29 protein-coding genes and 1 tRNA gene are annotated in these 26,066 nt (G+C 56.5%); 10 read left to right on the forward strand and 20 right to left on the reverse strand.

Translation table 11 applies throughout. From position 1 onward, the window contains the following. Positions 1-55: 55 nt before the first annotated feature. Positions 56-132: transfer RNA gene (locus ACR0KG_RS13705), tRNA-His, on the reverse strand. A 47-nt stretch (positions 133-179) separates the two neighbouring features. Beyond that, entirely contained in the window at positions 180-662 is a 483-nt protein-coding gene (locus ACR0KG_RS13710) for an N-acetyltransferase family protein (protein ID WP_480827593.1), read from the reverse strand. A 77-nt stretch (positions 663-739) separates the two neighbouring features. Here ACR0KG_RS13710 and ACR0KG_RS13715 point away from each other — a divergent pair, with 77 nt between their 5' ends. Beyond that, entirely contained in the window at positions 740-928 is a 189-nt protein-coding gene (locus ACR0KG_RS13715) for a DUF6324 family protein (RefSeq protein WP_480540997.1), read from the forward strand. Positions 929-934: 6 nt separating this feature from the next. On the opposite strand, the gene ACR0KG_RS13720 is transcribed toward ACR0KG_RS13715, so the two are convergent. After that, entirely contained in the window at positions 935-1,366 is a 432-nt protein-coding gene (locus tag ACR0KG_RS13720; protein ID WP_170532506.1) for an MmcB family DNA repair protein, read from the reverse strand. Positions 1,367-1,479: 113 nt separating this feature from the next. Here ACR0KG_RS13720 and ACR0KG_RS13725 point away from each other — a divergent pair, with 113 nt between their 5' ends. Together ACR0KG_RS13725 and ACR0KG_RS13730 are read left to right on the forward strand one after the other, a co-directional pair. Continuing rightward, positions 1,480-1,800, forward strand: a complete 321-nt coding sequence (locus ACR0KG_RS13725; protein ID WP_480540993.1) for an ArsR/SmtB family transcription factor — start codon at positions 1,480-1,482, stop codon at positions 1,798-1,800. Further along, positions 1,797-2,222: an SRPBCC family protein gene (locus ACR0KG_RS13730; RefSeq protein WP_480827594.1), complete on the forward strand. Its 426-nt coding sequence runs from the start codon at positions 1,797-1,799 to the stop codon at positions 2,220-2,222. The genes ACR0KG_RS13725 and ACR0KG_RS13730 overlap by 4 nt, the downstream gene beginning before the upstream one ends. Positions 2,223-2,698: 476 nt before the next feature. Here the strand turns inward: ACR0KG_RS13730 and ACR0KG_RS13735 are convergent, their stop codons facing one another. From ACR0KG_RS13735 to ACR0KG_RS13760, 6 genes are all read right to left on the reverse strand, one after another. After that, positions 2,699-3,154: a DUF3592 domain-containing protein gene (locus tag ACR0KG_RS13735; protein ID WP_480547843.1), complete on the reverse strand. Its 456-nt coding sequence runs from the start codon at positions 3,152-3,154 to the stop codon at positions 2,699-2,701. 369 nt (positions 3,155-3,523) lie between these two features. Continuing rightward, positions 3,524-3,829, reverse strand: coding sequence for a hypothetical protein (locus ACR0KG_RS13740; protein ID WP_480827595.1), 306 nt, complete (start codon positions 3,827-3,829; stop codon positions 3,524-3,526). Positions 3,830-3,888: 59 nt separating this feature from the next. Continuing rightward, the gene (gene nusB / locus ACR0KG_RS13745) at positions 3,889-4,371 is read right to left on the reverse strand and encodes a transcription antitermination factor NusB (protein ID WP_480827596.1); all 483 of its coding nucleotides are present in this window, start codon (positions 4,369-4,371) and stop codon (positions 3,889-3,891) included. Next, complete coding sequence (locus tag ACR0KG_RS13750; protein ID WP_480540983.1) at positions 4,368-4,919, reverse strand: 6,7-dimethyl-8-ribityllumazine synthase; 552 nt, start codon at positions 4,917-4,919, stop codon at positions 4,368-4,370. Before ACR0KG_RS13750 ends, nusB begins: the two co-directional genes overlap by 4 nt. Before the next feature lie 2 nt (positions 4,920-4,921). Further along, complete coding sequence (gene ribB, locus ACR0KG_RS13755; protein ID WP_480540981.1) at positions 4,922-6,043, reverse strand: 3,4-dihydroxy-2-butanone-4-phosphate synthase; 1,122 nt, start codon at positions 6,041-6,043, stop codon at positions 4,922-4,924. Positions 6,044-6,151: 108 nt separating this feature from the next. Further along, positions 6,152-6,739, reverse strand: coding sequence for a riboflavin synthase (locus tag ACR0KG_RS13760; RefSeq protein ID WP_480827597.1), 588 nt, complete (start codon positions 6,737-6,739; stop codon positions 6,152-6,154). A gap of 162 nt (positions 6,740-6,901) precedes the next feature. On the opposite strand from ACR0KG_RS13760, the gene ACR0KG_RS13765 reads away from it, so the two are divergent. The 3 genes from ACR0KG_RS13765 to ACR0KG_RS13775 all read left to right on the forward strand — a co-directional run bounded on the left by ACR0KG_RS13765 (position 6,902) and on the right by ACR0KG_RS13775 (position 11,420). Further along, on the forward strand, positions 6,902-8,200 hold the full coding sequence (locus tag ACR0KG_RS13765; RefSeq protein ID WP_480547838.1) for a capsule biosynthesis protein: 1,299 nt from the start codon (positions 6,902-6,904) through the stop codon (positions 8,198-8,200). Between the two features lie 82 nt (positions 8,201-8,282). Beyond that, positions 8,283-9,416: a polysaccharide biosynthesis/export family protein gene (locus ACR0KG_RS13770; RefSeq protein ID WP_480827598.1), complete on the forward strand. Its 1,134-nt coding sequence runs from the start codon at positions 8,283-8,285 to the stop codon at positions 9,414-9,416. A gap of 3 nt (positions 9,417-9,419) precedes the next feature. Next, positions 9,420-11,420, forward strand: a complete 2,001-nt coding sequence (locus tag ACR0KG_RS13775; protein WP_480547836.1) for a capsular polysaccharide biosynthesis protein — start codon at positions 9,420-9,422, stop codon at positions 11,418-11,420. Position 11,421: 1 nt separating this feature from the next. Here the strand turns inward: ACR0KG_RS13775 and ribD are convergent, their stop codons facing one another. The 10 genes from ribD to ACR0KG_RS13825 form a co-directional block, all read right to left on the reverse strand. Then, entirely contained in the window at positions 11,422-12,522 is a 1,101-nt protein-coding gene (gene ribD, locus ACR0KG_RS13780; protein ID WP_480540973.1) for a bifunctional diaminohydroxyphosphoribosylaminopyrimidine deaminase/5-amino-6-(5-phosphoribosylamino)uracil reductase RibD, read from the reverse strand. Continuing rightward, complete coding sequence (nrdR, locus tag ACR0KG_RS13785; RefSeq protein WP_050602693.1) at positions 12,519-12,989, reverse strand: transcriptional regulator NrdR; 471 nt, start codon at positions 12,987-12,989, stop codon at positions 12,519-12,521. Before nrdR ends, ribD begins: the two co-directional genes overlap by 4 nt. 119 nt (positions 12,990-13,108) lie before the next feature. Further along, positions 13,109-13,522 carry a secondary thiamine-phosphate synthase enzyme YjbQ gene (locus ACR0KG_RS13790; protein ID WP_480540971.1) on the reverse strand — a complete coding sequence of 138 codons (414 nt, stop codon included), beginning with the start codon at positions 13,520-13,522 and terminating at the stop codon, positions 13,109-13,111. Between the two features lie 20 nt (positions 13,523-13,542). Next, complete coding sequence (locus ACR0KG_RS13795) at positions 13,543-13,941, reverse strand: hypothetical protein (RefSeq protein ID WP_480547834.1); 399 nt, start codon at positions 13,939-13,941, stop codon at positions 13,543-13,545. Between the two features lie 77 nt (positions 13,942-14,018). After that, complete coding sequence (locus ACR0KG_RS13800) at positions 14,019-14,561, reverse strand: DUF4166 domain-containing protein (RefSeq protein ID WP_480547833.1); 543 nt, start codon at positions 14,559-14,561, stop codon at positions 14,019-14,021. A 5-nt stretch (positions 14,562-14,566) separates the two neighbouring features. Next, positions 14,567-15,004: a thiol-disulfide oxidoreductase DCC family protein gene (locus ACR0KG_RS13805; protein WP_480827599.1), complete on the reverse strand. Its 438-nt coding sequence runs from the start codon at positions 15,002-15,004 to the stop codon at positions 14,567-14,569. Positions 15,005-15,154: 150 nt separating this feature from the next. Further along, on the reverse strand, positions 15,155-17,143 hold the full coding sequence (gene rpoD, locus ACR0KG_RS13810) for an RNA polymerase sigma factor RpoD (protein WP_480827600.1): 1,989 nt from the start codon (positions 17,141-17,143) through the stop codon (positions 15,155-15,157). 114 nt (positions 17,144-17,257) lie between these two features. After that, positions 17,258-19,207 (reverse strand): DNA primase, encoded by a 1,950-nt coding sequence (gene dnaG, locus ACR0KG_RS13815; protein WP_480547830.1) that lies wholly within the window; start codon positions 19,205-19,207, stop codon positions 17,258-17,260. Positions 19,208-19,285: 78 nt separating this feature from the next. Further along, the gene (locus ACR0KG_RS13820; RefSeq protein ID WP_170532469.1) at positions 19,286-19,582 is read right to left on the reverse strand and encodes a hypothetical protein; all 297 of its coding nucleotides are present in this window, start codon (positions 19,580-19,582) and stop codon (positions 19,286-19,288) included. A gap of 121 nt (positions 19,583-19,703) precedes the next feature. After that, positions 19,704-21,134, reverse strand: a complete 1,431-nt coding sequence (locus ACR0KG_RS13825) for a Glu/Leu/Phe/Val family dehydrogenase (protein ID WP_170532467.1) — start codon at positions 21,132-21,134, stop codon at positions 19,704-19,706. Positions 21,135-21,560: 426 nt separating this feature from the next. Between ACR0KG_RS13825 and ACR0KG_RS13830 the strand changes: the two genes are divergently transcribed. From ACR0KG_RS13830 to ACR0KG_RS13840, 3 genes are read left to right on the forward strand one after another with little or no spacing between them, the layout of a single operon-like run. Next, entirely contained in the window at positions 21,561-23,357 is a 1,797-nt protein-coding gene (locus ACR0KG_RS13830) for a Tad domain-containing protein (protein WP_480547829.1), read from the forward strand. Then, positions 23,354-23,941: a TadE/TadG family type IV pilus assembly protein gene (locus ACR0KG_RS13835; RefSeq protein ID WP_480540960.1), complete on the forward strand. Its 588-nt coding sequence runs from the start codon at positions 23,354-23,356 to the stop codon at positions 23,939-23,941. The genes ACR0KG_RS13830 and ACR0KG_RS13835 overlap by 4 nt, the downstream gene beginning before the upstream one ends. Continuing rightward, a complete protein-coding gene (locus ACR0KG_RS13840) occupies positions 23,928-24,521 on the forward strand; it encodes a hypothetical protein (RefSeq protein ID WP_170532461.1) in 594 nt (197 codons plus the stop codon). Before ACR0KG_RS13835 ends, ACR0KG_RS13840 begins: the two co-directional genes overlap by 14 nt. Here ACR0KG_RS13840 and ACR0KG_RS13845 read toward each other — a convergent pair. Further along, positions 24,518-24,994: a hypothetical protein gene (locus ACR0KG_RS13845; protein ID WP_480547828.1), complete on the reverse strand. Its 477-nt coding sequence runs from the start codon at positions 24,992-24,994 to the stop codon at positions 24,518-24,520. The genes ACR0KG_RS13840 and ACR0KG_RS13845 overlap by 4 nt on opposite strands. A 159-nt stretch (positions 24,995-25,153) precedes the next feature. Here ACR0KG_RS13845 and ACR0KG_RS13850 point away from each other — a divergent pair, with 159 nt between their 5' ends. Then, a complete protein-coding gene (locus tag ACR0KG_RS13850) occupies positions 25,154-26,065 on the forward strand; it encodes a pirin family protein (RefSeq protein ID WP_480547827.1) in 912 nt (303 codons plus the stop codon). The last annotated feature ends 1 nt before the right edge of the window (position 26,066 follow it).

A 26,066-nucleotide genomic window follows, 5' to 3' on the forward strand; every position in this document is an offset into this window, starting at 1 on the left:
AACAGGTTTGATCACGCCACAATTGCGCATCTATTCGCTTGCTATGTTGGGGATTTGGTACCGCCTCCCTGGCTTGAACAGGGGACCTCTGGATCCACAATCCAGCGCTCTAACCAACTGAGCTAAGGCGGCACTCGTGAAGGGCGATGTACCGAACGCGTCCGGGGATTGCAAGAGGATTAAAGCTGAATTTTCCAGCTTTGTTCGACAAGATCGACCCCAAAAGAATGCACCTGTTTGCTACCCGTAAGCTGCCATCCATTGGCCCGATACAGCGCACAGGCCGCGCGGTGGCTTTCATGGGTCCATAGCTGCATTTGCTGGTATCCGGCCCGCTTGGCAAAGCTCATACAGGTCTCCAAAAGACGCTTGCCCAACCCCAGCCCGCGCGCCTCAGGCACCAACAGGAACAGCCGCAGTTTCGCAGTCTGTGCATCCAGCCTGACACAGAAGATACTGCCCAGCCTTTCACCCGCGCGCTCAGCGATCCAACCGCGTTCGCAGGATGGATCATGGTCCGCAATGAATTCTCGAAGGATGCTTGCCACCAACGGAGCAAAACTGTCATCGAACCCTTCATCACGTGCATAAAGCGTGCCGTGACGTTCGACCAGCCAGGGCGCGTCATCGGCCCGAAACGATCTGAGAACTACTTCTTCCATACCCTATCTGACCGCAAACGCGGCTTGATTCTCAACCCTTTGCGCGCTAGCACAAACGCTCAGTCCCGGAGGCGAGTATGGGTATCAACACCGAACGCGACATTCAGGCCAACCTGCAGATCGGCCCAACCGATCAGGGTATGGTGCGTCTGTTCATCGAGGCTGATGGCCTTGAAGTCCCGATGGACTTCGACCCGGAAGAAGCCGAAGAAATCGCCGAAGAAATTCGCGCCGCAGCGCAAGCCGCCCGTGCCGTCAGTGACTGAGCTTTTCTAAAGTCGCGGATCACGCAGCATATGCAGACGCCTTGCTGCATCGGTTGCAAATTTCTGGATCATCTTCTTGCGCCGCGCCGGGGCCAGTTTGTCCTCGGGCGCCATTCGAATGATCTCGGCATCATAGGCGTCGGCAATGATCAGACCGGTTTCCTGCGGCAGTAATTCCGTCGGGAAATCGGTATCGACAGCCCAAAAGAATCGATCACACCACTCAAGATATCCCTGCCACTTCGCGTCTGACTGATAATCGGCGCGACTGGACTTGCACTCGATCACCCAGAGCTCCCCCTTGGGACCCAGCCCCATCACATCGACCCGCAAACCACGGGCTGGCACGAATTCTTCAACAGAAACAAACCCATGCGCCGTAAGGTGCCGCGCGACGCCGCGTGCGAGTTTCTGTCCGGGTTGTAAATCCAAGGTCATGAGAAAAATGTGAACAATCAGTGAACAAATGTAAAGCACAGATCCAGGCTTGACATGATACCTTTTGGTGTTCAATTAATATAATACCGGAAGGTACTATTTAGGAGGCTACCATGGAGAACTCAACTCAAAACGCGTTTCGTGCGCTGGCCGATCCAACCCGTCGAGACATTGTCAAATTGCTGGCGTCTGAAGACATGACAATCGGTCAGCTGACCGACCGGTTCGACATGACCCGGGCCGCCGTCAAGAAGCATCTGACCGTTCTGTCCGATGGCGGGCTGATCACAGTGGAAGCCCGCGGTCGGGAACGCATCAACCGAATAGAACCACAGGGCATGGCGCCTGTTTTGGATTGGTTCAGCTATTTTGACCAGTTCTGGAATGATCGCCTTAGCTCTCTTAAAGAAGTGATTGAAAGGAAAGACAAATGAGTAATTCTGTGTTGCAAAAATCTATTTTCCTGCGGGCCGAACCGGACACAGTCTGGGCCTATCTGACCGAACCCGAGCGGCTTGCCGAATGGTTTCACAAACCCGAACGAAAACTGGCCAAAGGCCAGAAGCTGGAGATGTTCGGAACCACCAGTGGCGATCTGCTGATCTGGGGTGAAGTCCGGGAAGCGCGCGCGCCAGAACATCTGGAATACACGTTCACCGTCAAACCTATGGGTGATGCTGTCAGCGTAGTCAAATGGACGTTAACACCCGTTGCGGGCGGCACACGGCTAAGCCTGCTACATGAAGGCCTGCCCCAAACCGCCGAGGCCTTTGGCCTGATCCTGGCGCTGGACAATGGCTGGGACGAGCATTTCGGCAAGATGCGCACCGCCCTGCACGAGCCGGTCGACGCCTGATCTGTCGACAAACCCCTTGTACGAACCCGCCCGACGCCCTAACTAAGCGCTTGGCGGGTTCTGCCCTTCTTGTGACTGGTAGCATTCTGGTGGCCTTAAGCAATTCCGAGGGGGCTGGCTCTGTTCAGGTCCTGGCCTGATTACCTGGCGCCCACCTGTACATACAGGTCCTCGGGAATCAAACCGCACGGTTGACTGGTGGTCCCGCCGCATTCCAGAACTGGCTCAGAACGCCACTCACGTTCGCCTTTTAGGGCTCGGATTTCAGGCTGAATTAGCGACAGGTTCAACGATTCCACTCTGATCGCCTGGTACTTCCTACTTCAACAACCGCTTTCGGGACGAAGCTGCCGTTCACACATCGGCGAACGCAGTCCGCTTAGCGTGTCCAGCGGACGCTGCGTACGGCGCCAAGCGCGGTGTTTGCATTTTGGACACATCGACCCGGAAATGTGTAGGGGGCGTCTCTTTGGATGTCACCCAAAGATGTTCTGCTCACTCAGAATAACGAATATACCAACGCCGAGCATGGCCGCTCCAACAAACCAAACGTTCCCTAAAACTGCATATTTGACCGAGGGAGCCGACGGGTTCACGGATACTTGCAGACTGGAATGCGTCGGTCCACCGTGAAGCGAACGAATGCTACCTCGATACGTTTGGTTGCGGAATTCATAACTGTAAGAGGCAGATCGATCGCCATCCCAATCACTCTTATATGCGCTTACTTTGGCAGTTACGGTCTGCCAACGCGCATAGGCAATGATCCGGGGCAACAAGATGCCGGTACCAACCAGCATGAAGATAATCGCTATCAGATCATTGGCCCTATCGGGTTGAGTTGACTGGATTCGTATCAACTCGACAGCAGCAATGCCCGCCATCACATAGAACAGATATTCAAGCGCCTTCAGCCGGTATCGTTTAAACATGAAAGCTCCTCAGGGTCGTGTATACGCCATGGACGTGGCAAGGGCTGCAGTACTTTGAAGGCTATTTTGAGGCATCTTGAGTTTGTTGGGTTATATTTTGACAATGATGACCGCTGATCTTGCCTGATCGCCTTCACTTCACCGAGATTCGCATTCGAGAACGCCGCACAACAGCCTTTGACACAGCATCATGTCACCTTTTCTGTTGTCACCAGCGCGTCCACGGTCTGCTTTCACATGTTTCACCGACATTCGTTCGGGTCGCGGCATAGGGTAATTTGGGCTCAGAACGGACAATTCCAGTGCCATCGTTACCTCTCGATCAGAAAGATCATGAGGGGCTCCGGGTGATCTGGCCTAACACCCGATTCAGCGTGAAACACTCGCCTCTTGCTTGATCACGACCGGCTCAATTTCATGTACGGCCGGCGTGCCCCCGCGTGGGCCTTTGGGCTTCTCGGCCATGCTCATGATCTTGTAACCAAACTGAACCCCGGCAAAGACGATCCCGTTCATGAACCAGATCATCAGCAACGCGATCAGACCGACATCCGATCCGATCATCAGGCTGCGCAGATTAGCCACGTTGAAGACCAGCAACACCCCGACAAACACCGCCGAGATGACAAATCCCCAAACAACCTGCGTGATATAGAGATGAATCAATTTAGGCATGGCAGACCTCCTTGCGCTATTGACGTGAGTCTAGCGCCTGTGAGGCTGCGGTAAAGGCGTCAGAACGCCTCGGGCTGGGCCTCGCGCGCCATGTGATCCAGCACGGCGTTGACGAATTTGGGCTCTTTGCCTTCCGGGAAAAAAGCGCGCGCCACGTCCACGAATTCAGTGATGACCACTTTGGGCGGCGTATCGCTTTGGGTCAGCTCGGCACCTGCCGCGCGGAACAGCGCCCGCAAGGTCGGGTCAATCCGAGCAATCGGCCATTTCGCAACCAGCGCACGGTCCGTCATCTGATCAATTGGCGCTTGATAGTTCACCGCATTGTCGACCAGCGACCGGAAGACGCTGATATCGCCGTCCAGCATTTCCTCGCCCTCATAGACGGCACCGAACCGGTGATCCAGAAACTCATTCACGACCGCCTCAGTGGTCTGCCCCGATTGCTCCATCTGGAACAGCGCCTGCACGGCATAAAGCCGGGCGGCGGATTTCATCAGGCGTTTCTGGTTGGCCGGTTTCGGCGCATCTGTGTGGGTCATACTGTCGTGGATCCGTTGCTGTCGCCCGCCACAAGGATGGACTCGGACGGCGGCTTGAAGCCCACGCCCTTTTTGGAAGAGCCCCACTTACGGCCGAGTGCGATCAGATGCAAGGCCGCAGCAGCCGCTCCGCCGCCTTTGTTCATCTTTTCGGGGTTGGCGCGGACTTCGGCCTGTTCGTTGTTTTCAACCGTCAGGATACCGTTGCCGATCAGCAGGCCTTGAAGACCCATCAACTGAATGGCGCGGCTGGAGTCGTTGCAGACGGTTTCATAATGCGTGGTCTCGCCCCGAATGACACAACCCAGTGCAACATAACCATCGAAATTGCACTGGCGATCAGCCATGGCGATGGCGGTTGGTATTTCCAGCGCGCCGGGAACCTCGACAACTTCGAAAGTGCCACCTGCCGCTTCGATTTCAGCCTTAGCACCTGCGATCAGATTGTCGGCAATGGCGCGATAGAACGGGGCCGCCACGATCAGCAGTTTCACCGGCTTGTCAAATTTGGGTGTCGGCAGGATGCCATGTTCGTCTTGAGCAGCCATGATCAGTCTTCCTTCAGGATCGAGCGGGTGCCGACGATGGACAAGCCAAACGCGTCGAGCCCCAGATATACGGTTTCAGGTGAGTCCGTCAGTAGAACCAATTCCTGAACGCCCAGCTTGGACAGGATCTGAGACCCGAGACCCGTTTGCTTGATTGTCCGTGGACCTTCATCTTCGACGGCATAGAGCGAATTGCGCGGCTGGCGGAACAGGCAGACGACCCCCCGACCCTCTTCCGCGATCTTCTCCATCGCGCGCGGCAATTCGCGCGAAGATTTGGGTCCGAGGCCCAGAATATCCGGTGCTTCATGCAGGGCGTGAGTACGGGTCAGAACGGGCTCTGGCGTGGTGATGTTACCCTTGATCATTACGACATGCTCTATGCCATGAAGCTGATCGGTGAACAGGCGCATTTCCCATTCGCCACCATATTCCGACGTGACGGTCTCGCGTGAGGTTTCGACCACCAGATTATCATTGCGCGACCGATACGCGATCAGATCACTGATGGTGCCGATCTTCATGTCATGCTCTTGCGCGAATTCGACCAGATCTGGCAGACGCGCCATGGTTCCATCAGCCTTCATGATCTCACAGATCACACCCGATGGGTTCAGCCCCGCTAGACGCGAGATATCCACGGCAGCCTCGGTATGGCCCGCGCGCACCAGCACCCCGCCGCGCTTGGCCCGCAGCGGGAAGATGTGGCCGGGGGTGGCAATATGGGCCATCGTATTCTGTTCGTTGATCGCGGTGGCCACGGTCAGCGCCCTGTCTGCGGCAGAGATACCTGTCGAAACCCCCTCGCGCGCTTCAATCGAGACGGTGAAAGCGGTTTCGTGACGCGATGAATTGTTTACCGCCATCATCGGCAGGCCCAGATTGTCGATCCGTTCAGCCGTCATCGGCAGACAGACCAGCCCGCGCCCATGGGTGGCCATAAAGTTGATCGCGTCGGCATCGGCGAATTCAGCGGCAATCACCAAATCGCCTTCGTTTTCGCGATCCTCGTGATCGACCAGAATATACATCCGGCCTTTGCGCGCCTCTTCGATGATCTCTTCAATCGGGCTGATCGCGTCGCGCAGCTGGGCCTCGACCGGGCCCGGGGTTTCAAAGCTCATGGGGCAGCCTTTCACAAGAGCATTTCTGCAACGCGGGATAGACCACACCGCGCCCAAAGGCCAGAGCGCAAACGGCGTGCGCGGGTCAGGACGCGACGTATATTTGCCTCAGGACATCTCGGCCAAGCGCGCAACATAGCGGGCCAGCGTGTCGATCTCAAGGTTGACCTGATCCCCAACGGCGACATCACCCCAGGTGGTCACTTCTTTGGTATGGGGGATAAAGTTGATGCCAAAATCGCACCCTTTGACATCGTTCACCGTCAAGGATGTGCCGTTCAGCGCAACCGACCCTTTGGGGGCAATGAAACGGGCCAAGTCCTTTGGCGCACGCAGTGTCACGCGCGTGCTATCACCCTCATCCTGAACTGCAACGACTTCGGTGACACCATCCACATGACCCGAAACGATATGGCCACCCAGTTCGTCGCCAACCTTCAGGGCGCGTTCCAGATTGACACGTTTGCCGGGTGTCCAGCTGTCCAGATTGGTCTTCGACACCGTCTCGGCACTGACCTGAACGTCATACCAGTTATCGCCCAGCGCAATCACTGTCAGGCAGACACCGTCGCTGGCAATCGAAGCACCGATATCAATGCCATCGGTCTCATAGGCTGTCTGAATGCGCGCCCGCAGATCGCCTTGCTGCTCTAACTCAGTAACGGTGCCGATATCCGTGACGATCCCCGTAAACATTCTGTTAACCCTCGATCCCTAACCTGATCCTGACTTCTCTGGCTGAGGTACGACCTTCACCGCGCGTGGGCAAGGACCGGCAGCTAAATTAAGGCATAAATGAGTAAAAAACTGAGACGATCAGGCATAGTTTCGCCCAGAAGATTGGATAAGATGACGAGGATGACCCACTCTGCCACCCCATCAAGCGATCGCGTCTTTCTGTTCCTACAGGGGCCACATGGCCCATTCTTCAGCGCGCTGGGGCGTATGCTGCAAGAGGCCGGCGCGCAGGTCTGGCGGGTCGGGTTCAATGCCGGGGATCGGGCGTTCTGGTCTGACACATCCACCTATATTCCGTTTCGCGACAAGCCAGAACTTTGGCCTGAAACGCTGATCGATCTGATCATCCGCAAGGACGTAACCGATATCGTTCTGTACGGTGACACACGCCCGGTTCATGCCCGCGCCGTTGAAATCGCGCGATCCCGTGGCATAACGATCCATGTCTTCGAGGAAGGGTATCTGCGGCCCTGGTGGGTGACTTATGAGCGTTGGGGGTCCAACGGAAACTCTCAACTGATGTCACTGGATGTCGCGGAAATGCATCAGGCGCTCGAGCAGTCTGATACGGCATCTCCGCCTCCACCGTCACATTGGGGAGATATGCGCCAGCACATCTTTTATGGCGCGCTATACCATTGGTTCGTTCTGTTCATGAACCGCCGCTACCGCAACTTCCGCCCACATCGTGATCTTTCGGTCGCCAAGGAATTCAAACTGTATTTCAAGCGCTTGGCCCTGATGCCGTTTCACCGGCTCCAGCGCGGCTGGTCCACTTTGCGGGTACGCCGCGGCGCGTTCCCATACCATTTGGTACTGCTTCAACTGGGTCACGACAGCTCGGTCCAATCGCATTCCGACTACAATAGCATGAGTGCGTTTCTGGAACAGATGGTCGAAGGCTTCGCCAAGGGTGCACCGGGCCATCACCGCTTGGTGATCAAGGAACACCCGCTGGAAAACCACCGCGAACCGCTGCGCCGCCGAGTCCGCGATCTGTGCCGCAAGTACGGGATCGAGGGTCGCGTTCATTACGTCCCCGGTGGCAAACTGGCCAAATTGCTGGATGAAGCGAACTCGGCCGTCACCATCAATTCAACCGCAGGTCAGCAGGTACTGTGGCGGGGCATTCCGCTGCGGATTTTCGGCAGATCAGTGTACGATAAGCCCGAATTTGTCTCTCAGCAGCCGATTGATGAGTTTTTTGCCGAACCCGAAATGCCGGATGCAAAAGCCTATCGCATCTACCGTCAGTTCCTTCTTGAAACCAGCCAAGTTCCCGGCGGATTTTATTCGCGAAGGGGACGCCGACAATTACTGCGACGCGCGGCAGATATGGTCCTGCGTGCTCATGACCCCTATCAGGCGGTGTTGAAAAACAACGAGGCACGCACGCCACAGTTGCGACTTGTCGAATGAAATAAGGCATCCTCTGCTGGATGTTGCTGCCCAATCGGGGTACTTTGCCCCCAACAAAAAAGAAGTTTGAGGATCAGAGGCAGTGCAGCGCTTTTCTACCCGAGCACGACGGGAAGTTACCCTTTTGGCTCTTTGCGGCCTTCTTGCCGCGTGCCAGCTTCCCAAATCCGGACCGAATAAATCAGAGATTTTGGCCGGATCGGTCGAAAATGGTGGTAACGCCTTCGTGGTCGAAGTGGATGACCGCGTCACCAAAGCCACGTCCAGCATCCCGCAATTTGGGTTTTCCTCATCCTTCCGCAGCGCATCGAGTGTTGCGGCAGATACCGTGCGCCCCGGTGACGTTCTGGGCCTGACGGTTTGGGAAAACGTGGATGATGGCTTGCTGTCGGGCGAAACCGGTGCCGCCACCGCCTTGGAAGAGGTTCAGGTCGACAGTGACGGGTTCATTTTCGTCCCTTATGCCGGGCGCTTGCGCGCGGCAGGCAATACGCCAGAACAACTGCGTGTGCTGATTACAAACGAGCTGAAAGAACAGACCCCTGATCCACAAGTCGAAGTGCGGCGCGTTGCCGGTGACGGTTCGACGGTTTCGCTGACTGGCACAATCGGCGCGCCCGGTATTTACCCGATCGAACGTCCGACTCGCACCTTGCTGGGTATGTTGTCCCAGGCGGGGGGGGTAGCTGTTGGATCGGACATCGCACTGGTGACCCTGATTCGAGGAGACCAGAAAGGCACCGTTTGGTATGAAGACCTGTTCAAAAACCCCAATCTCGATGTCGCCCTGCGCGGTGGTGACCGCATCCTGGTTGAGGCTGACAGCCGCTCTTACATCGCGCTGGGTGCGACGGGCGGACAATCGCGGATTGCGTTTGACAGTCAGGATCTATCGGCGCTGGAAGCGCTGGCGCAGGTGGGTGGTTTGCAAGGTCTCTCCTCGGATCCGACAGGGATTTTCATCCTTCGGAAAGAAGGTCAGGACATCGCCCGCAGCGTAACAGGTCGTGCGGGTTTGCAAGGGGATCAGCGCATGATCTACTTGCTGAATCTGACCGCGCCCAACGGTCTGTTCATTGCCCGCGACTTTGTCATCCGCGATGATGACACGATCTATGTGACCGAAGCCCCCTATGCGCAGTGGAGCAAATCGATCTCGCTTATTGCGGGTGGTCTTACACCGGTCGCAAACGTCGCTACACTGACCGGAAACTAACCCGTGTATCCAGAAGCGGACACAGCAGCCGGGGCAGATCGCACTCGGCTGTTTGTTTATAATGGGGGTTTTCTGACCAACCGTCGCATACGGCGCATCCTGTCATTGGCCGGCTATGACATGCGCCTTGGCCTGCCCAAACAGGGCGATACCGTTGGGGTCTGGGGCAACAGCCCAACCGCCCATCGCGGCCTGAGCATAGCCGAAAAATACGGCACCCCGATCCTGAGGGTCGAAGACGCGTTTCTACGCTCTCTCCATCCCGGGCGCGCGGGCGAGGCACCTTTGGGGTTACTACTGGATCAAACCGAGCTGCATTTCGACCCGTCCACCCCATCGGACCTTGAAACGCTCCTGGCGACCCACCCGCTGGACGATACGGCGCTGATAAACCGCGCACGCGGTGCTATTGCGCGGATAAAGGACCTGCATCTCAGCAAGTACTCGGCTTTTGACACTGACATCGCGGCGCCTGATCCCGGCTATGTTCTGGTCGTTGATCAAACGCAGGGTGATGCCGCCGTTACGGCGAGCGGAGGCGACTATGCCAGGTTCCGCGAAATGCTGGTGATCGCGCAGGAGGAGAACCCGGGCGCGCGCGTCCTGATCAAAGCACATCCTGAAACACAAGCGGGCCATCGTCCGGGATACTTCACTGATCAGGACCTCTCTGATCGTGTCTCGTTTTTGCACGATGCGCACAGCCCGTGGACTTTGTTGGATGGGGCGGTTGGGGTCTACACGTTGTCCTCGCAACTCGGGTTCGAGGCAATCCTGGCCGGTCATAAACCCCGCGTTTTCGGGCAGCCCTTTTATGCCGGTTGGGGTTTGACCCAAGATGAGGTGCCAATCTCGCGCCGATCCCGGAACCTGACGCGCGCGCAGCTATTTGCAGCGGCCATGCTGCTCTATCCCACATGGTACGACCCCTATCGCGATAGGTTGTGCGAGTTGGAAACCGTTCTCGACACGCTGGAGGCCACGACCCGCGCCTGGCGTCAGGATCGGCTTGGCTGGACAGCCTCGGGCATGCGGCTGTGGAAGCGCAAACATCTGCAACAGATGTTCGGCAGACATCGCAAGGTTCAATTCAAAACCACTATGCCGACGGCCCCCGATCAGCCGCATATGGTCTGGGCCAGTCAATCGAGAGATATCGAACGGGTCATTCGCGTTGAAGACGGTTTTTTGCGTTCACGCGGGTTGGGCGCAGAGCTGATCCCTCCCCTGTCGCTGGTGACCGATGATCTGGGAATTTACTATGACCCCACGTGCCCGAGCCGTTTGGAAGAACTGATTTCCGAACGCGAGACATTGCGTCCAGATCAGGAACTGCGAGCAGAGCATTTGGTGGCGCAGTTGCTCTCGGGTGGTCTCAGCAAATACAACATCGGACAACCAGCTCCGACCTTGCCCGAGGGGCGTCGCATTCTGGTGCCTGGGCAGGTGGAGGACGACGCCTCAATCCTGTTGGGCACCAGCAACATTCGCACCAATCTTGAACTGCTGCGCGCCGCGAGGGATGCGAATCCGGACGCCGTCTTAGTCTACAAACCCCACCCAGACGTCCAGGCGGGGCTGCGAGAGGGCAAGATTGAGGCTGAAGGTCTGGCCGATCTGATTCTGGACGATTGCGATCCGGCCTCGCTACTGCCGCATGTGCAAGCGGTCTGGACCATGACCTCGCTGCTGGGGTTCGAGGCCCTGCTTCGTGGCGTCAAGGTCACGACATTGGGTGCACCTTTTTATGCCGGATGGGGTCTGACTCATGATCTTGGTACGGTCCCGGCGCGTAGGGGCGCACGGCCATCGCTGATGGGCTTGGTTCACGCAACGCTGATAGACTATCCGCGCTATATGGACCCGCTGACAGGGCAACCCTGCCCCGTCGAAGTCGCGGTTGAGCGTCTGGCGGATGGCGTACCAGCAGCAACAGGACCGCTGAACCGCCTTCTGTCAAAACTGCAGGGTGTTTTTGCCACGCATGCGCGCTTATGGCGCTAAGTCACTGTGTGGATCGTCGCCAGCGGTGCAGGATATCCGGACCAATCGTGCGTGTTTCGATCAGTTCAAACCGTGGTGCGGCCTCAAGTGTCTCAAGACCCAATCGGCCGACCGCAGCAAGCCCTTCGGCGCCAATGGTCAGACCAGCGGTGAAACCGACCAGTTCATCCACCATGTCCGCCTCAAGCAGTGATGCGGCAAGGGCCGCACCGCCTTCGCAGAACACCCGCGTTAGACCGGCCTGACCCAATTGCAGCAACAGATCGGTTGCATCGATATGGTGATCCCGCAGCGCGCAAGGGATCAGACGGGCGCCCAGCCCTTCCCACGTGCGAGCGCGATCCGGATCGGGGCTCGGACCATGGCATATCCAGACGGGAATATCCTTAGCCGTGCGTGCCAATTGGCCCATCAGAGGTAAATCCAGATGGCGCGATACGACAATCCGTGCGGGCTGATGTAAGACGCCCAAATCCCGCACTGTCAGCGAGGGGTCATCCGCACGCGCCGTTCCTGCGCCAACCATCACCGCATCATGGCGCGCGCGCATTGCGTGCACAGCGCGGCGGGCGGTTGGGCCTGTGATCCACTGGCTATGGCCGGTTTGCGTTGCAATCCGCCCATCGAAACTGCTGGCCAGTTTCAGGGTGACAAAGGGACGGCTCTGTTCCGTTTTCAGAAAAAAACCGGCCAGCTCCTGCGCGGCCTGATCGGCCAAAACACCTGTATCGACCTCGATCCCGGCCTCACGCAGCATCGCGAAACCCTGCCCTGACACACGCGGGTCGCTGTCCTCAAGCGCGGCCACGACGCGCGACACCCCGGCCTCGATCAAAGCGGTCGCGCAGGGGGGGGTTTTGCCATGATGGGAACAAGGTTCCAGCGTTACATAGGCCGTGGCGCCTTTGGCGGCCGATCCGGCCTGCGCCAATGCAACAGGTTCGGCGTGGGGACGCCCGCCCGGTTGGGTCCAGCCCCGCCCAACAATGCGCCCTTCGCGCACGATAACGCACCCGACAGCCGGGTTGGGCCAACACGACCCTTGACCACGCTGCCCCAATGACAGGGCCAGCGCCATAAATCGCTTATCTGTTTCGCTCACTCGTCCGTCGGAGGTTGCGGCGGGCGCAACTCGTGGACAAACTCCTCGAAATCATCGGCCGCCTGGAAATTCTTGTACACGCTTGCAAAGCGAACATAGGCAACGGTGTCGATCCGCGCCAGAGCTTCCATGACGATCTCGCCGATTTTGTTGGACGGAATATCGGTGTCGCCCATGCTTTCCAGCCGGCGCACGATGCCCGAGATCATCTGATCGATCCGTTCGGGATCAACGGGCCGTTTCTGCATCGAGATACGGATCGAACGCTCCAGCTTGTCGCGGTCGAAATCTTCGCGTTTTCCGTTGGTCTTGATCACAACCAGATCGCGCAGTTGCACGCGTTCGTAGGTGGTAAACCGGCCCCCGCAGGCCGGGCAAAACCGGCGTCGACGGATCGCGACGTGATCCTCTGCCGGGCGTGAATCTTTCACCTGAGTGTCGATATTTCCGCAAAACGGGCAGCGCATCCGCCGTCTCCTCGTCCCTTGTTCGGCCTCTTTTGTAAGCACTTCGGCTTACTTATCCACAACTATAGGGCAGCCGCTAGGATTTGGGTAGTCGGAATTTTCAACCCCTAGATAAAGGGTTACCCAAGATGCGCTGCGATCGAGCGACGATGTGGTGCAGAGCGGTGTTCGAAGAGATAAATCCCCTGCCATGTCCCAAGAGACATGCGACCCGCCGAGACAGGGATCGACAGTGAGACGGGCATAAGCGTGGATTTGATATGCGCGGGCATATCATCCGGCCCTTCATAGGTATGGCGCAGATACGACATCGCCGGATGATCCGATGGCGGCACCAGCCTTTCAAAGAAAGCCTTCAGATCGGTCTGAACCTCCGGGTCGGCGTTTTCCTGTATCAGCAGTGAACATGAAGTATGGCGCACGAACAGCGTCAGAACGCCATCCCTCAAAGATGGGCCAAGCCAGCGATGCACGTTGTCGGTGAATTCATAGAGGCCTGCCCCTTGAGTTTGCATCGTGAATTCAGTCTGCATCGAAACTGGCTTAGACCTTATTATCTAAAGAACGGGCGGATATCGCATTTCGCATTTGCCCCTTGGACGGACATGCTGGAGCCTACGGCAAAGCTTGATAAGACAAAGCTGGGTTGTACTGGGGTCTCTGATGGCTCTTTGATTGTAAACTGTACCGCTGTTCTGCGTCCGGTGGTGACGCTGGGGCCATAGCCACGCAGAACATAAATGCGGTCTTGCCAGCCCAAGCCCAGCTTTCGACGCGCAAAATCTGCCGCCGCGCACCAATAGCCATCTGTGAATTGTTGAGCGCGCGGTATGACTTCGAAATCGGTGCTGTTGATCGGCTCGGTCCGATACCCGTTCGGCGCCGCACTTGTCTCAGCCGCCAAGCCAAGGGTTGCAGCCACCGACAGTGCAAACAAGATCGTCTGTTTCATCGTTTTATCTTTTCGTTGTTGCCTATGGGCTTAAGATAGGCCCAGGTGGACCAATAGCTGCTGGGTTCACGATCAATTTAGTCGATTTCATCTGCGTCGTGAACAGGCGTCAGCCAGCCGTGATATCGGATTAGCAGCCCAAGAAATGGGGCCTCAGCGGACACATCAAAGACGTACCTTCCCCGATCATCCTGCATCTCGAACGTCGACGAGCGCGGCAAAAGAATGGTCGGTACGGGCAGCCCCAACAGAGCCAAACGTTGGATGTCGATCTGCAACTTGTCCTCAACAATCACGGGTTTCAGCCAGATGGACACAAGGCCGAACCTCTCTCGCACGCACCCCGTCTTGGGGTCATAACACACGCGAGAGCGCGTGACATGGCCCGCAAATTCACGGATCCAAAACCAATGCTGACCGTCGCGTACCACCGTCATCCGAACCGGTACGTCATGTCCGGTCCGAGGAAACCCGGCAAAGTTTAATATAAAGCTCACTAAACGCCCCTGCCCCCGCTGAACATTGCAGCGCCCCTCATAAACGCCCGGGTCGCTATGCAAGATCTGCACTGCTTGTGGCAGGTCTGATTGCGGCGGCAACGCCTGCAGAAACGGGTCCATTCGCGTCAGAACCCCTGCGTCGCAAAACGTGACCGAACCTCTGCATCCGGAACCATGCAACTGTCCGTCCGTCCAAAGATCGCATAGCGATTGCGCGCGATGGCGTGATAGAGCGGGTCTTTGATGAGGCGCGGAAGATAGCGGCATAGCGACATGGCGCGCCAAGGGCCCCGTAGCTGCGCCATCGCCGCGGCAAACGCATCCAGGCGCTGATGCACCTTTTGGTTGATGATCACCAGATTGGTCTCGAAATCCTGTGTCGGCAGATCAAGCTGTCGGTACAGCCTTTGTCCTAAAGGTGATTGCGCCGTCGCAAACTGAAACACATGCGCCCGGTCATGCCGCAGCATGAACCGAAAGAAACTGGAACACAAAACGCATTCCCCATCGAAGACGATCAGGTTTCCAACATCCCATTCATTTGAAATTTCAGAGCCTTGCATAGGATGGTTACTCTCAGTCGAACCGCGCAAGGTAACGGTGTCATGCATCTTGGTGGTGGGCAATGCGACATGAAAGAAAACCGAACGTTTCCGCTCGGACGCATCTGACGGATAAAGAAAAAAGGCGCCGTGTGCCCGGCGCCTTTGACTTTACTGATCCAGGAAAGATCGCAGTTTTCGCGACCGGCTGGGATGTTTCAGTTTCCGCAGCGCCTTCGCTTCGATCTGACGGATACGTTCGCGCGTCACGCTGAACTGCTGGCCCACCTCTTCCAGTGTGTGGTCCGTATTCATCCCAATGCCAAAGCGCATCCGCAGAACGCGCTCTTCACGCGGAGTGAGCGAGGCTAGAACCCGAGTGGTCGTTTCCTTGAGGTTTTCCTGAATGGCGCTGTCGAGCGGCAGCACGGCATTCTTGTCCTCAATGAAATCGCCCAGCTGACTATCTTCCTCGTCACCAATCGGTGTCTCAAGGCTGATCGGCTCTTTGGCGATTTTCATCACCTTGCGCACTTTCTCAAGCGGCATCTGCAGCTTTTCGGCCAGTTCTTCCGGCGTCGGCTCCCGGCCGATTTCATGCAGCATCTGACGACCGGTCCGAACCAGCTTGTTGATCGTTTCGATCATGTGAACCGGAATACGGATAGTCCGCGCCTGATCCGCAATCGAGCGGGTGATGGCCTGGCGAATCCACCAGGTCGCATAGGTCGAGAATTTATAGCCGCGGCGGTATTCGAACTTATCCACCGCCTTCATCAGGCCGATGTTACCTTCCTGAATAAGATCAAGGAATTGCAGGCCACGGTTCGTGTATTTTTTGGCAATCGAAATCACCAGACGCAGGTTGGCTTCGACCATTTCCTTCTTGGCCTGCCGGGCTTCTTTCTCGCCCTTCTGAACCTGCTGTACGATGCGGCGGAATTCTGAGATATCCAGACCGACATACTGACCGACCTGAGCCATATCGTTGCGCAGTTCTTCTACCTTGTCGGTCGAGCGTTCGATGAACATCTGCCAGCCCCGGCCTGGCTTTTCGGCCATATCCGCCATCCAGTTCGGATCCAATTCGCGACCACGATAGGCGTCGATGAATTCACGACGGTTGATCCGCGCCTGATCCGCCAGTTTCACCATCGAGCTGTCCAGCGACATGACGCGGCGGTTGATGCCGTAAAGCTGGTCAATAAGCGCCTCGATCCGGTTGTTGTGCAGGTGAAGACCATTCACGAGCTCAACAATTTCGGACCGCAACTTCTGATAAGTCTCTTCGTCCTTGGCGCTGAACGTGCCATCTTCGTTCAGGGTGGCCGAAATCCGGCTGTCCTGCATTTCCGACAACATCGCAAAGTCGGTCGAGATGCGCTCCAGCGTGGTCAGAACCTGATCTTTCAGCGCCGCTTCCATAGCGGCCAGCGACATGTTGGCCTGATCGTCTTCGTCATCATCGTCGTCATTGGCGATCGGGTTACCGTCCGCATCCAGTTCCGGGCCAGTATCTTCTTTTGGCTTGGCAGCCTGTACTACAGCGGTATCAACGACGGGTTCCTCAACATCGCCGTCCTCGTCCATCTGGTTGCCAAAGGTGGTTTCCAGATCGATGACGTCGCGCAGCAAAATGTCTTCGGACAGAAGTTCGTCATGCCAGATGGTGATCGCCTGGAAGGTCAACGGGCTTTCGCAAAGCCCTGCGATCATCGTGTTCCGACCCGCTTCGATCCGCTTGGCGATGGCAATCTCGCCCTCGCGGCTCAGCAACTCGACGCTGCCCATCTCACGCAGATACATGCGGACGGGATCGTCGGTACGGTCCAGTTTTTCGGTGGCGGCACCGGCCAGCGCGACCTCACGGTTGCTGTCTGTCGTGGTCAGTTCGGTCGAGCCTTTGTTTTCTTCTTCCTCGGCCTCTTCATCTTCGATGATGTTGATGCCCATTTCGGACAGCATCGACATCACGTCTTCGATCTGTTCCGAGCTGACCTGATCAGGCGGCAGAACCTGATTGAGCTGATCGTAAGTGATGTAACCTTTCTCGCGGGCCTCGGCGATCATCTTCTTGACGTTGGCCTGGCTCATGTCCAGCGAGATTTCCTGTTCCTGCTCGTCGGATTTGCGATCTTCGTTTGTATCCTTGGCGGCCATTCAATGCTCCTGCAGGGATGGGTGATTCGTTGGAACCGAATCATTAGCGCGTGAAAGTGATTCGGCCACCCGTTTACCCGTTTTTCTTTTCCAGTGCTTTATGAAAACATCACTTTATCGACGTTTCCGCTCGAATTTGATCCCGGACATGATTGCCTCGAACGCGTCCTTCTCGTCGCGGTTGATTCGCGCGCCGTTGTCGGCGATGTCGAAAAGGGCTTTGTCCTCGTTCTGGCTGCGGCTTGCGCGGTTACGCTCTTCGGCGGCCTGACCCACCCGATACGTCAATGACTCGTCAGCCAAGTCGGACATCTCCTCGGTCGCTTCGGCAATCTCAGCATCCAGCCCCCGGAGCGCTTTGATCTTTGCGAGTTCTTCGGCCAGCGTCATCTGAGCCTTTTCAACGTCGCCTGGTTTGAACACACAGGGGATCACAGCGACATGGCGAAGGCCCAGAAGGTTTTCAAGGGGCTCGGGTCCCAAAGTTTCAACGATGTGGTCTTTCAGGTTGTCCGGGTCGTTGATTGCATGGCGCAGAATGGCCTGGCGCAGCGCCGCATGATCCGGGTCATGGCAATCCATGTCTTCCAGCTGCGTTTCAAACTGAACCACGACCTGTGGATTCAGAACGGAGATGGCCAGTATGGCCGCTTCGCGCAGGTGGATATCGGCATTGTCTGAGGACGCAAGGAATGACGATCTTGCACCCGCTGACGCAGGCTGTTTCGGCGGCTGCCACTTGCCGCGCGGTTGCCAGGTCCGGCTTTGCGTCTGACGCTGCGGGCGGAACAGTTGCCAACGCAGGTCCTTGATTTCCTGCCCGTAGTGAGAGCGGATCGATGTGTCGCGGATCAGCTTGATCTTGTCGCGCAGCACCTTATCCAATGCCGCTTTGCGTTCTGGACTGTCAAAGACCTTCCCTTCGGTCTCACGTTGCCACAGCAGCTTGACCATCGGAATGGCGCCATCCAACACCTTTTGAACCGCCCCTGCCCCTTCGGCGCGCAGCAGATCATCCGGGTCCATGCCCTCGGGCATCAGCGCAAAACGCAGGGATTTCCCGGCCTCCAACAAAGGAAGGGCCAAATCAATTGCCCGCATCGCGGCACGCAGGCCCGCCGTATCCCCATCCAACGCGATGATCGGTTCGTCGGAAATGCGCCAGAGAAGCTGCAATTGATGTTCGGTTATCGCGGTTCCCAGCGGAGCCACAGACGCGCCGAACCCGGCCTCAGCCAGCGCGATCACATCCATGTAGCCTTCGGCCACAATCAAAGACTGCCCCTTGCCCGCCGCTTGCCGCGCGGGGCCGTGGTTGTAGAGGCTGCGGCCTTTGTCGAACAACGCAGTCTCGGGTGAGTTCAGATACTTCGCGTTGTCATTCGGGTCCATCGCCCGAGCGCCAAAAGCGATACACCGCCCTCGCGGGTCGCGGATCGGATACATGATGCGGTTGCGGAACGTATCATAGGGCTTTTTGCCCTTGTTTGATGGTTTGGCCAGCCCGGAGTCCAGGATCAAGTCTTCGGCCACGTTCTTACCACGCAGGTGATCCCACAACGCTTGCCAGCCGTCAGGTGCAAACCCAATCTCCCAACGATCCAACGCCTGTGCATCCAGCCCGCGACCGGACAAGTAATCGCGTGCCGCGCCACCTGCCCCGGTCTTTAGTTGCAAACGGAAGAACTTCACCGCCTGTTCCATCACCTCGGCCAGTTCCGCGCGGCGATCCTGCTTTTCCTGCGCTTTTGGATCGCGCTCGGGCATGGGCATCCCGGCCTCTTGCGCCAGTATTTCAACCGCTTCGATAAAGGATACGTTTTCAGTCTCCCTTACAAAGGTGATGGCGTCACCTTTGGCATGACAACCAAAGCAGTAGTAGTACCCCTTCTGATCATCCACATGGAATGAGGCCGTTTTTTCATGATGGAACGGGCATGGCGCCCACATATCCCCTTTGCCCTGATTGGACTTGCGCTGATCCCACATGACCTTGCGCCCAACGACCTGAGACAGGCTGAGCCGGGTGCGTAATTCATCCAGAAATCCGGGGGGCAAAGACATTCACCAAACCTGCCAGAAATGAAAACGCGCGCCAAGGGGATGGCGCGCTTTTCCACAGCGAAATGATCCGGCTGTGGATTATTGCTGCAGGCACAGCTCCAGCCAAGCCGCACCAAGGTCCTTTTTGCGGACATCGCGCATCTTCTGTTCATATACCCACGGCGTGATCAATGGGACCGCTGCATTGTAGTTTTCAGGCCAGGTGGGGCTGCTATCGGCAACCGCCTGTGGAACGTCTCGCTCTTTCACCCGATCAAGGCGCGCCTGCTGGATCGCGGCCACCACATCTGCCTGATACTGGCAGCTTTGTTCTTTGGTTTCTGCCGCAGCCAGAGGTGTGGCAAGAACGGCGGCAGCGATGGCGATACGCAACATTGAAGTCTCCGGGGAATCGTTGAACTGGCGGTAGCTTACCCGCCCTGCTCCGGACCTGCCATTGCCCATTTCGGGCCGGTCCGACAGGATGGGGCGAGAAGCCCGCCCCATCCAAATACATTCAAAGACCTTTGGCCCTATAACTGTTCGCAACGCGGTCAATCGCAACTATATAGGCCGCAGTCCGCAGATCCTCGACATCATCGCGGCTATGCCAGACTTCGCGCATCGACTGGTAGGCAATCCGCATGGTGTCATCTAGGCCAGACCGGACCAGCTCCAGTTCATCCGCCCCTTTGAGATATTTTGTTTTGAAGTCCGGAGACATCGTCCAGGCATCACCAAGATAGCGGTCCAGCCGCTCCAATTCACTGACGATCAGCTCATGCCGCGCTTCTTCCTGGCGCCGCTGCATCCGGCCAAAGCGAATATGGCTGAGGTTCTTGACCCACTCAAAATACGACACTGTCACACCACCGGCGTTGGCATACATATCGGGGATGATTACCGTACCCTTTTTGCGCAGGATCTCATCTGCACCAGCGGTCACGGGGCCATTCGCGGCCTCAATGATCAGCGGGGCCTTGATACGCTCGGCATTCTCAAGATTGATCACGCCTTCCAAAGCCGCCGGGACGAGGATGTCACATTCCGCTTCCAGTACGTCACCACCCTCGGCCGAGTGCGTCGCATCAGGATAGTCTTTCACACCACCGTGCTTGATGATCCACTGGCGCACCGCCTCAACATCAATGCCGTCGGGATTGTAGAGCGCCCCATCCCATTCGATGATACCCACGATGGTCGAGCCGTCTTCCTCGCTCAGGAATTTAGCCGCGTGATAACCCACATTGCCGAGCCCTTGAACCACAACACGCTTGCCGTCCAGTTTACCGGTCAAACCCGCCTTGGCTACGTCTTCGGGATGACGGAAGAATTCGCGCAGCGCATATTGGATACCGCGCCCAGTGGCTTCGACACGCCCGGCGATCCCACCAGCGTTCAAGGGCTTGCCTGTCACACAGGCCCGCGCGTTGATGTCAGTCGTATTCATCCGCGCATATTGGTCGGCCATCCAAGCCATCTCACGCTCGCCCGTGCCCATGTCAGGCGCGGGTACGTTTTGGGATGGGTTGATCAGGTCACGCTTAGCCAGTTCATAGGCGAAACGACGGGTGATCTGTTCCAACTCATGCTCTTCGTATTTTCTCGGATCGATGCAAAGCCCACCTTTCGAACCACCAAACGGCGTTTCGACCAGCGCGCATTTATACGTCATCAGCGCCGCCAGCGCTTCGACCTCGTCCTGGTTCACCGCCAAAGCATAGCGAATACCGCCTTTCACCGGCTCCATATGCTCGGAATGGACCGAGCGATAGCCGGTGAAGGTATGGATGTCGCCCCGTAGGCGCACACCAAAGCGAACTGTGTAGGTTGCGTTACAGACCCGTATCTTCTCTTCCAGCCCCGGGGGCAAATCCATCAGGGACGCCGCCCTGTTGAACATCAGATCAACACTTTCACGAAAGCTGGGTTCTTTGATACCGGTCATAAAATCCTCCATACCGGGAACTGACAAACGTCATGACGTTTTGTCGCACCACTTGCAGCGGGCTGCAATCTTCAAGTGCACTTTTTTTCACCACTTTATGAACGCAGGATTACCGAGCCCGCCCCTGAGTCGGCCCGTTAAGACTTTTGGCCAAATTGTCCACACGGGCGAAACAAAGCCTCACGACACCCCAAAACTGAGGCCGATTTTCATTCAATAATAGCATCATAGTGACGAAGGTGCCCAAATCTCGCCACGTTCCACGTCTAAAAAAATAAAGTTGGGAACGACTGGAATCAGTGTGCCTGACCGGTAGAGGAACGCGGTATGAAGATATTTAAAGCGAAGTCGATTCTGGGAAAATCAAAGCGAGCAGACGCGTGTCGTTTGCCGTCACACAGTTTCGTCCGGTCCGAGGATGGCACGATGACCATCTTTACCTTAGGCTTGATTATGGTCGTTTTTGCGGTCGGTGGTTTCGCGGTAGATATCCAGCGCTTTGATCATGAACGCGCACGACTGCAATATTCCCTAGACCGTGCGGTGCTTGCGGCCACCGATCTTCGGCAAGATCTTTGTCCGACAGTCGTTATCAAAGATTATCTCGAGAAAGAGAACCTTGCTCAATATCTGATCGAGGACGAAATTGTTATCGAACCTGCCAATCTGTGTGGTTCGAGTGCCGTGACCATCGAAGGCTTCCGCCGTGTGCAGGCGCGTGCGGAAATGGACGTGGCGATGCACTTCATGCAGTGGTGGGATGTAGACTTCATCACGACCTCGGTATTCAGCGCAGCAGAAGAAGCCTTGGGCAATGTCGAGATCTCGATGGTTCTTGACGTTTCGGGCTCGATGAACAGCAACAGCCGACTGACCACACTGAAGCTTGCCGCGCAGGAATTCGTGCAAGAAATGGTCGACAAATCCGAAGACGGCAAAATGTCGATCTCGATCGTCCCTTACGCGACACAGGTCGCCCTGCCCGACTCGATGATGGACTATATCAACACGTCCGGTGTGAACCCGCATGCCAACTGCATCAACTTTACTAGCAGCCAGTTCCAGGACGGCGAATTTGATCTGAACCTTGTCTATGATCGCACGCTTCACTTCACCGCTTGGGGCGACTACGACCAGCGTCCGGTAAACGACAACCTCGTCTATAGCGAAATCTGTGAGTCTGACGAGAACCGCGAAGCAATGGTGTTTCAGAAGGACGCCGATCTTCTGAAAGACAAAATCGCGTCGTTCCAAGCGGCGGGCAACACGTCGATTGACCTGGGCGTTAAGTGGGGCATGGCGTTGCTTGATGACAGTATGCAGCCTGTGATCGCCCAGATGGCAGCCGCGGGTGACGTACCAGCCGAGTTCGCCACGCGCCCGGACAACCCGCACAGCGGCGACACACTGAAAGTCATGATCCTGATGACTGATGGTGCGAATACGACTCAGTATTGGACCAATGACCCGTATCGCGACGGTAAGTCTGGGGTTTGGTGGAATGAGCGCATCAACGACTATGTGTCTTACGCCGAGCTTGATTCCAATGATGAAATCACAATCGAGTTTGGTACCGACTACATCTGGCCAGATGTGGACATGATCGAGTGGGACTCGTCGGATGGCGGGAACTACTGGGTCAGAGACCAATTCCAACCTAGCGGGTATGGCAACACGATTGTCAACAACGCCACCGTCACCTACGAAAACGTCGCCAGCGTCGACGAGGCATTGGTTGGCGACCCGACAGGTGACTATGTGCGCGGGTACATTCAATATCGTTGCCTGTCGTTCTCTTCTGGTACCTGCTACAACGTTGATCGGGATACCAAACGCGTCAAAACCTATCTGGAGCTGGACGTAGAACCCTCTGAACACCTGACATGGGCGGATCTTTGGGAGCGGACCACGCGCTACGAGCTTTATCAGCAGTTCTATGACCGCTACGGTTCAAGCTGGGCGTATGACTTCTACTATGATGCCGTTGAGTCAGCCGGTCGTAGCATCAAGGACCCGCGCGTAAGGTCGATGTGCGACTATGCAAAACAGCAGATGGGTGTCGTGATCTTTACGATCTCGCTGGAAGCGCCATCCGCTGGCCGCGCTATCATGCAACACTGCAAAACAACCGACGCGACCTACTACGAGGCCAGCCCAGACGATTTGCCTGATGTCTTTGCTTCGATTACGTCGAGCATCCGGAATCTGAGGTTGACGCAATGATCAGACGCCTGACCCAAAAACTGCGCCGGTTTCGCCGTAACGAAGATGGTATGGCCACGATCGAGTTCGTGTTCTGGTTCCCGATCTTCATGATCACCACCTATTCAGGCGTCGAAATCGGCATCGTGGCCTACAACCACGCAAACCTTGAGCGTGCTTTGGATGAAACCATCCAAGATGTCCGCATGAATCGGATCGAAGTCTATGATCAAACGCCCGGCGCGCAGTGGACTCATACTCTGTTGAAGCAGGTCGTTTGTGATAAGGCCGGCGCGATCCCGAAGTGCTTTGACAATTTGGCAATCGAGATGACCTCGATCAATCCATTCGCCGCCAGCACGGTTCTAAACGGCAGCTTTCAGCAGCCCTATTGCGTCGATACGCCCGAAGAAATTCGTGGTGGTGATGATGATGAGCCATTTTTTGATCCCGGGACCTCAAACCAGCTGATGATCATCCGGGCCTGTGCTGAAATCGATCCTTTGTTCTTTGGAACGACTTTGGGCCGTTTGACCCGGTTTGATCCGATTGATGACCAGTATGAACTGCATGTAGCAACGGTGTTTGTCCATGAACCGTTTTAACTTATCCCTGCCCCGTACCGCCGCCAGTTGGCTTGGTCGCTTTTGGCGTAAGGAAGATGGCGTCGTCAGTATTGAAGCGGTCATGGTTTTCCCGCTTCTGTTCTGGTCGATGTGGACATCTTACACCTATTTTGACAGCTATCGGCAAAGCGCCAGCAACCTCAAAGCTGCATTTGCTGTTGCGGATATTATCTCTCGTGAAGATCAGCAGATCACGAAGCAGTACATTACAAACCTGTACGAACTTCAAAAGTTCATGATCTCTGACCGCTCGGCAGTATCGATGCGTATCTCATTCGTACGGTATGATCAGGACCAAGATCGCCATTTTGTGCTTTGGACTTGCCCGCGCGGCGAGAGCTTTGAGAAACTCGACAATGCGACACTGCTGAACGAATACAAAGACAGAATACCTGTCATGGCCGACAGAGCGGTGATGATCCTTGTTGAAACAAAAGACTGGTACACTCGTCCGTTCAAGATCGGCTACGGAGACCATTCCTTTGCGATTAACAAATTCATGTTCACTCAGCCGCGTGGGCTGACCAATATCACAGTGGCCGACCCAGACGACTGCTAAGCCTCGTCCCTCTCAAGCAATAGGGCCGAGAGTATCTCTGACATAAACTTGGCCTCAGAGGCGGCAGTCATGCCGCCTACGCCAACGCGGCGTCCGAGGCGCCACCAAAGTCCCGGCGCCCAGCTGTTCGATTTTTTTGCCCGCGTACGCACTAGAAACCCGTTCGACGGTTTGAAGGCAAACACTCCCCGGTCGACAGCCTCAATCTCTTCGACAAGCGCAATCAGACACCCTGCCCCTGTGCGCAGTTCCGTGCGCGTCAGCTCGATCCGATCTTGGGTCGCCTGCCAGACACTATAGGCCAGCCAGAGCGCCGCCCCACCGACAACAATCAAAAACACCTGCCAGACCAGCTCAGGCGGCGTGGACAGCGCAACGTACAGAACCAAAACGCCAACCGTACCAAGCATAAGAACCCCGATCCAACGTCTTGGCGCTGAGGCCTCAATTGTGGCCAGTACTTCGTCCTGCATTCTTGTCTCCTGTCAGCCTGGGCCTTCGTTTATCCGCTTTCTTCGCTGAACAACAGGGGCTGAAACCTCTAAACAAAATTGCACAAAGCCGGTGAATCCATGCGAATTGACCACTACCGAGCAGAGGTTACATGCTGGGCAAAGGAATAGGAGGCACCCATGTCCCTGAGACCCACATTGGAAACCCGCAAAGCCATGCCAACAATGGAGGGCGCTGGCGTCAAACTACACCGCGCGTTTGGCTTTCAGGATCCGTCCGAACTGGACCCGTTTCTGTTGTTTGATGACTTCCGCAACGAACGCCCACAGGACTATCAGGCCGGTTTTCCCTGGCATCCCCATCGCGGGATCGAGACGATCACCTATGTGCTGGCCGGATCGGTCGAGCATTCAGATTCGCTGGGCAATAGCGGCACGCTAGGCGCAGGAGATGTGCAGTGGATGACTGCCGGGTCCGGTATTCTGCATCAGGAGATGCCACACGGAAACAGCACAGGCCAGATGCACGGTTTCCAGCTTTGGGGGAACCTGCCCTCGGCCCAGAAAATGACCGCGCCCCGCTATCAGGATGTGCAAAGCAAGGATATCCCCGAGGTCATCGATGATGACGGCACAATCGTGCGGGTGATTGTCGGAGAGTTCTGGGGCAAAACCGGGCCGGTGGATGGCATCGCGGCGGACCCTCAGTATCTGGACATCCAGATACCGGCCGGCGTCAAAAAGACCTTTCGCATAGACACCTATCGCCGCGCTTTTGCCTATGTGTTTCAAGGACAAGCTGCCTTTGCCGATGCCTCACAGCCAACTGGCGTGTTGCTAGAGAAAGAGGTCGCCGGGGAAGAAGTAAACATCCGCGACATGTCCGGGGATCGTACGCTGGTGCGCTTTGGCACAGGAGACGAAGTCACAGTTCAGGCCGGGCCTGAGGGTGTACGTTTTCTGCTGATCTCAGGCGCGCCTATTGGTGAGCCAGTCGCCTGGCATGGGCCCATTGTGATGAATACGCGGGCCGAGCTGGAACAGGCTTTCAAGGAATTGCGCAACGGAACCTTCATTCGTCCGGCGCATTGAT

The organism is Ruegeria sp. H4 (assembly GCF_056533065.1).

Coding starts and splice junctions, on each gene's coding strand:
- ACR0KG_RS13710 (WP_480827593.1), bottom strand. CDS start 662: ATGGAAGAAGTAGTTCTCAGATCGTTTCGGGCCGATGACGCGCCCTGG.
- ACR0KG_RS13715 (WP_480540997.1), top strand. CDS start 740: ATGGGTATCAACACCGAACGCGACATTCAGGCCAACCTGCAGATCGGC.
- ACR0KG_RS13720 (WP_170532506.1), bottom strand. CDS start 1,366: ATGACCTTGGATTTACAACCCGGACAGAAACTCGCACGCGGCGTCGCG.
- ACR0KG_RS13725 (WP_480540993.1), top strand. CDS start 1,480: ATGGAGAACTCAACTCAAAACGCGTTTCGTGCGCTGGCCGATCCAACC.
- ACR0KG_RS13730 (WP_480827594.1), top strand. CDS start 1,797: ATGAGTAATTCTGTGTTGCAAAAATCTATTTTCCTGCGGGCCGAACCG.
- ACR0KG_RS13735 (WP_480547843.1), bottom strand. CDS start 3,154: ATGTTTAAACGATACCGGCTGAAGGCGCTTGAATATCTGTTCTATGTG.
- ACR0KG_RS13740 (WP_480827595.1), bottom strand. CDS start 3,829: ATGCCTAAATTGATTCATCTCTATATCACGCAGGTTGTTTGGGGATTT.
- nusB (WP_480827596.1), bottom strand. CDS start 4,371: ATGACCCACACAGATGCGCCGAAACCGGCCAACCAGAAACGCCTGATG.
- ACR0KG_RS13750 (WP_480540983.1), bottom strand. CDS start 4,919: ATGGCTGCTCAAGACGAACATGGCATCCTGCCGACACCCAAATTTGAC.
- ribB (WP_480540981.1), bottom strand. CDS start 6,043: ATGAGCTTTGAAACCCCGGGCCCGGTCGAGGCCCAGCTGCGCGACGCG.
- ACR0KG_RS13760 (WP_480827597.1), bottom strand. CDS start 6,739: ATGTTTACGGGGATCGTCACGGATATCGGCACCGTTACTGAGTTAGAG.
- ACR0KG_RS13765 (WP_480547838.1), top strand. CDS start 6,902: ATGACCCACTCTGCCACCCCATCAAGCGATCGCGTCTTTCTGTTCCTA.
- nrdR (WP_050602693.1), bottom strand. CDS start 12,989: ATGCGCTGCCCGTTTTGCGGAAATATCGACACTCAGGTGAAAGATTCA.
- ACR0KG_RS13790 (WP_480540971.1), bottom strand. CDS start 13,522: ATGCAGACTGAATTCACGATGCAAACTCAAGGGGCAGGCCTCTATGAA.
- ACR0KG_RS13795 (WP_480547834.1), bottom strand. CDS start 13,941: ATGAAACAGACGATCTTGTTTGCACTGTCGGTGGCTGCAACCCTTGGC.
- ACR0KG_RS13800 (WP_480547833.1), bottom strand. CDS start 14,561: ATGGACCCGTTTCTGCAGGCGTTGCCGCCGCAATCAGACCTGCCACAA.
- ACR0KG_RS13805 (WP_480827599.1), bottom strand. CDS start 15,004: ATGCAAGGCTCTGAAATTTCAAATGAATGGGATGTTGGAAACCTGATC.
- rpoD (WP_480827600.1), bottom strand. CDS start 17,143: ATGGCCGCCAAGGATACAAACGAAGATCGCAAATCCGACGAGCAGGAA.
- dnaG (WP_480547830.1), bottom strand. CDS start 19,207: ATGTCTTTGCCCCCCGGATTTCTGGATGAATTACGCACCCGGCTCAGC.
- ACR0KG_RS13820 (WP_170532469.1), bottom strand. CDS start 19,582: ATGTTGCGTATCGCCATCGCTGCCGCCGTTCTTGCCACACCTCTGGCT.
- ACR0KG_RS13825 (WP_170532467.1), bottom strand. CDS start 21,134: ATGACCGGTATCAAAGAACCCAGCTTTCGTGAAAGTGTTGATCTGATG.
- ACR0KG_RS13830 (WP_480547829.1), top strand. CDS start 21,561: ATGACCATCTTTACCTTAGGCTTGATTATGGTCGTTTTTGCGGTCGGT.
- ACR0KG_RS13835 (WP_480540960.1), top strand. CDS start 23,354: ATGATCAGACGCCTGACCCAAAAACTGCGCCGGTTTCGCCGTAACGAA.
- ACR0KG_RS13840 (WP_170532461.1), top strand. CDS start 23,928: ATGAACCGTTTTAACTTATCCCTGCCCCGTACCGCCGCCAGTTGGCTT.
- ACR0KG_RS13845 (WP_480547828.1), bottom strand. CDS start 24,994: ATGCAGGACGAAGTACTGGCCACAATTGAGGCCTCAGCGCCAAGACGT.
- ACR0KG_RS13850 (WP_480547827.1), top strand. CDS start 25,154: ATGTCCCTGAGACCCACATTGGAAACCCGCAAAGCCATGCCAACAATG.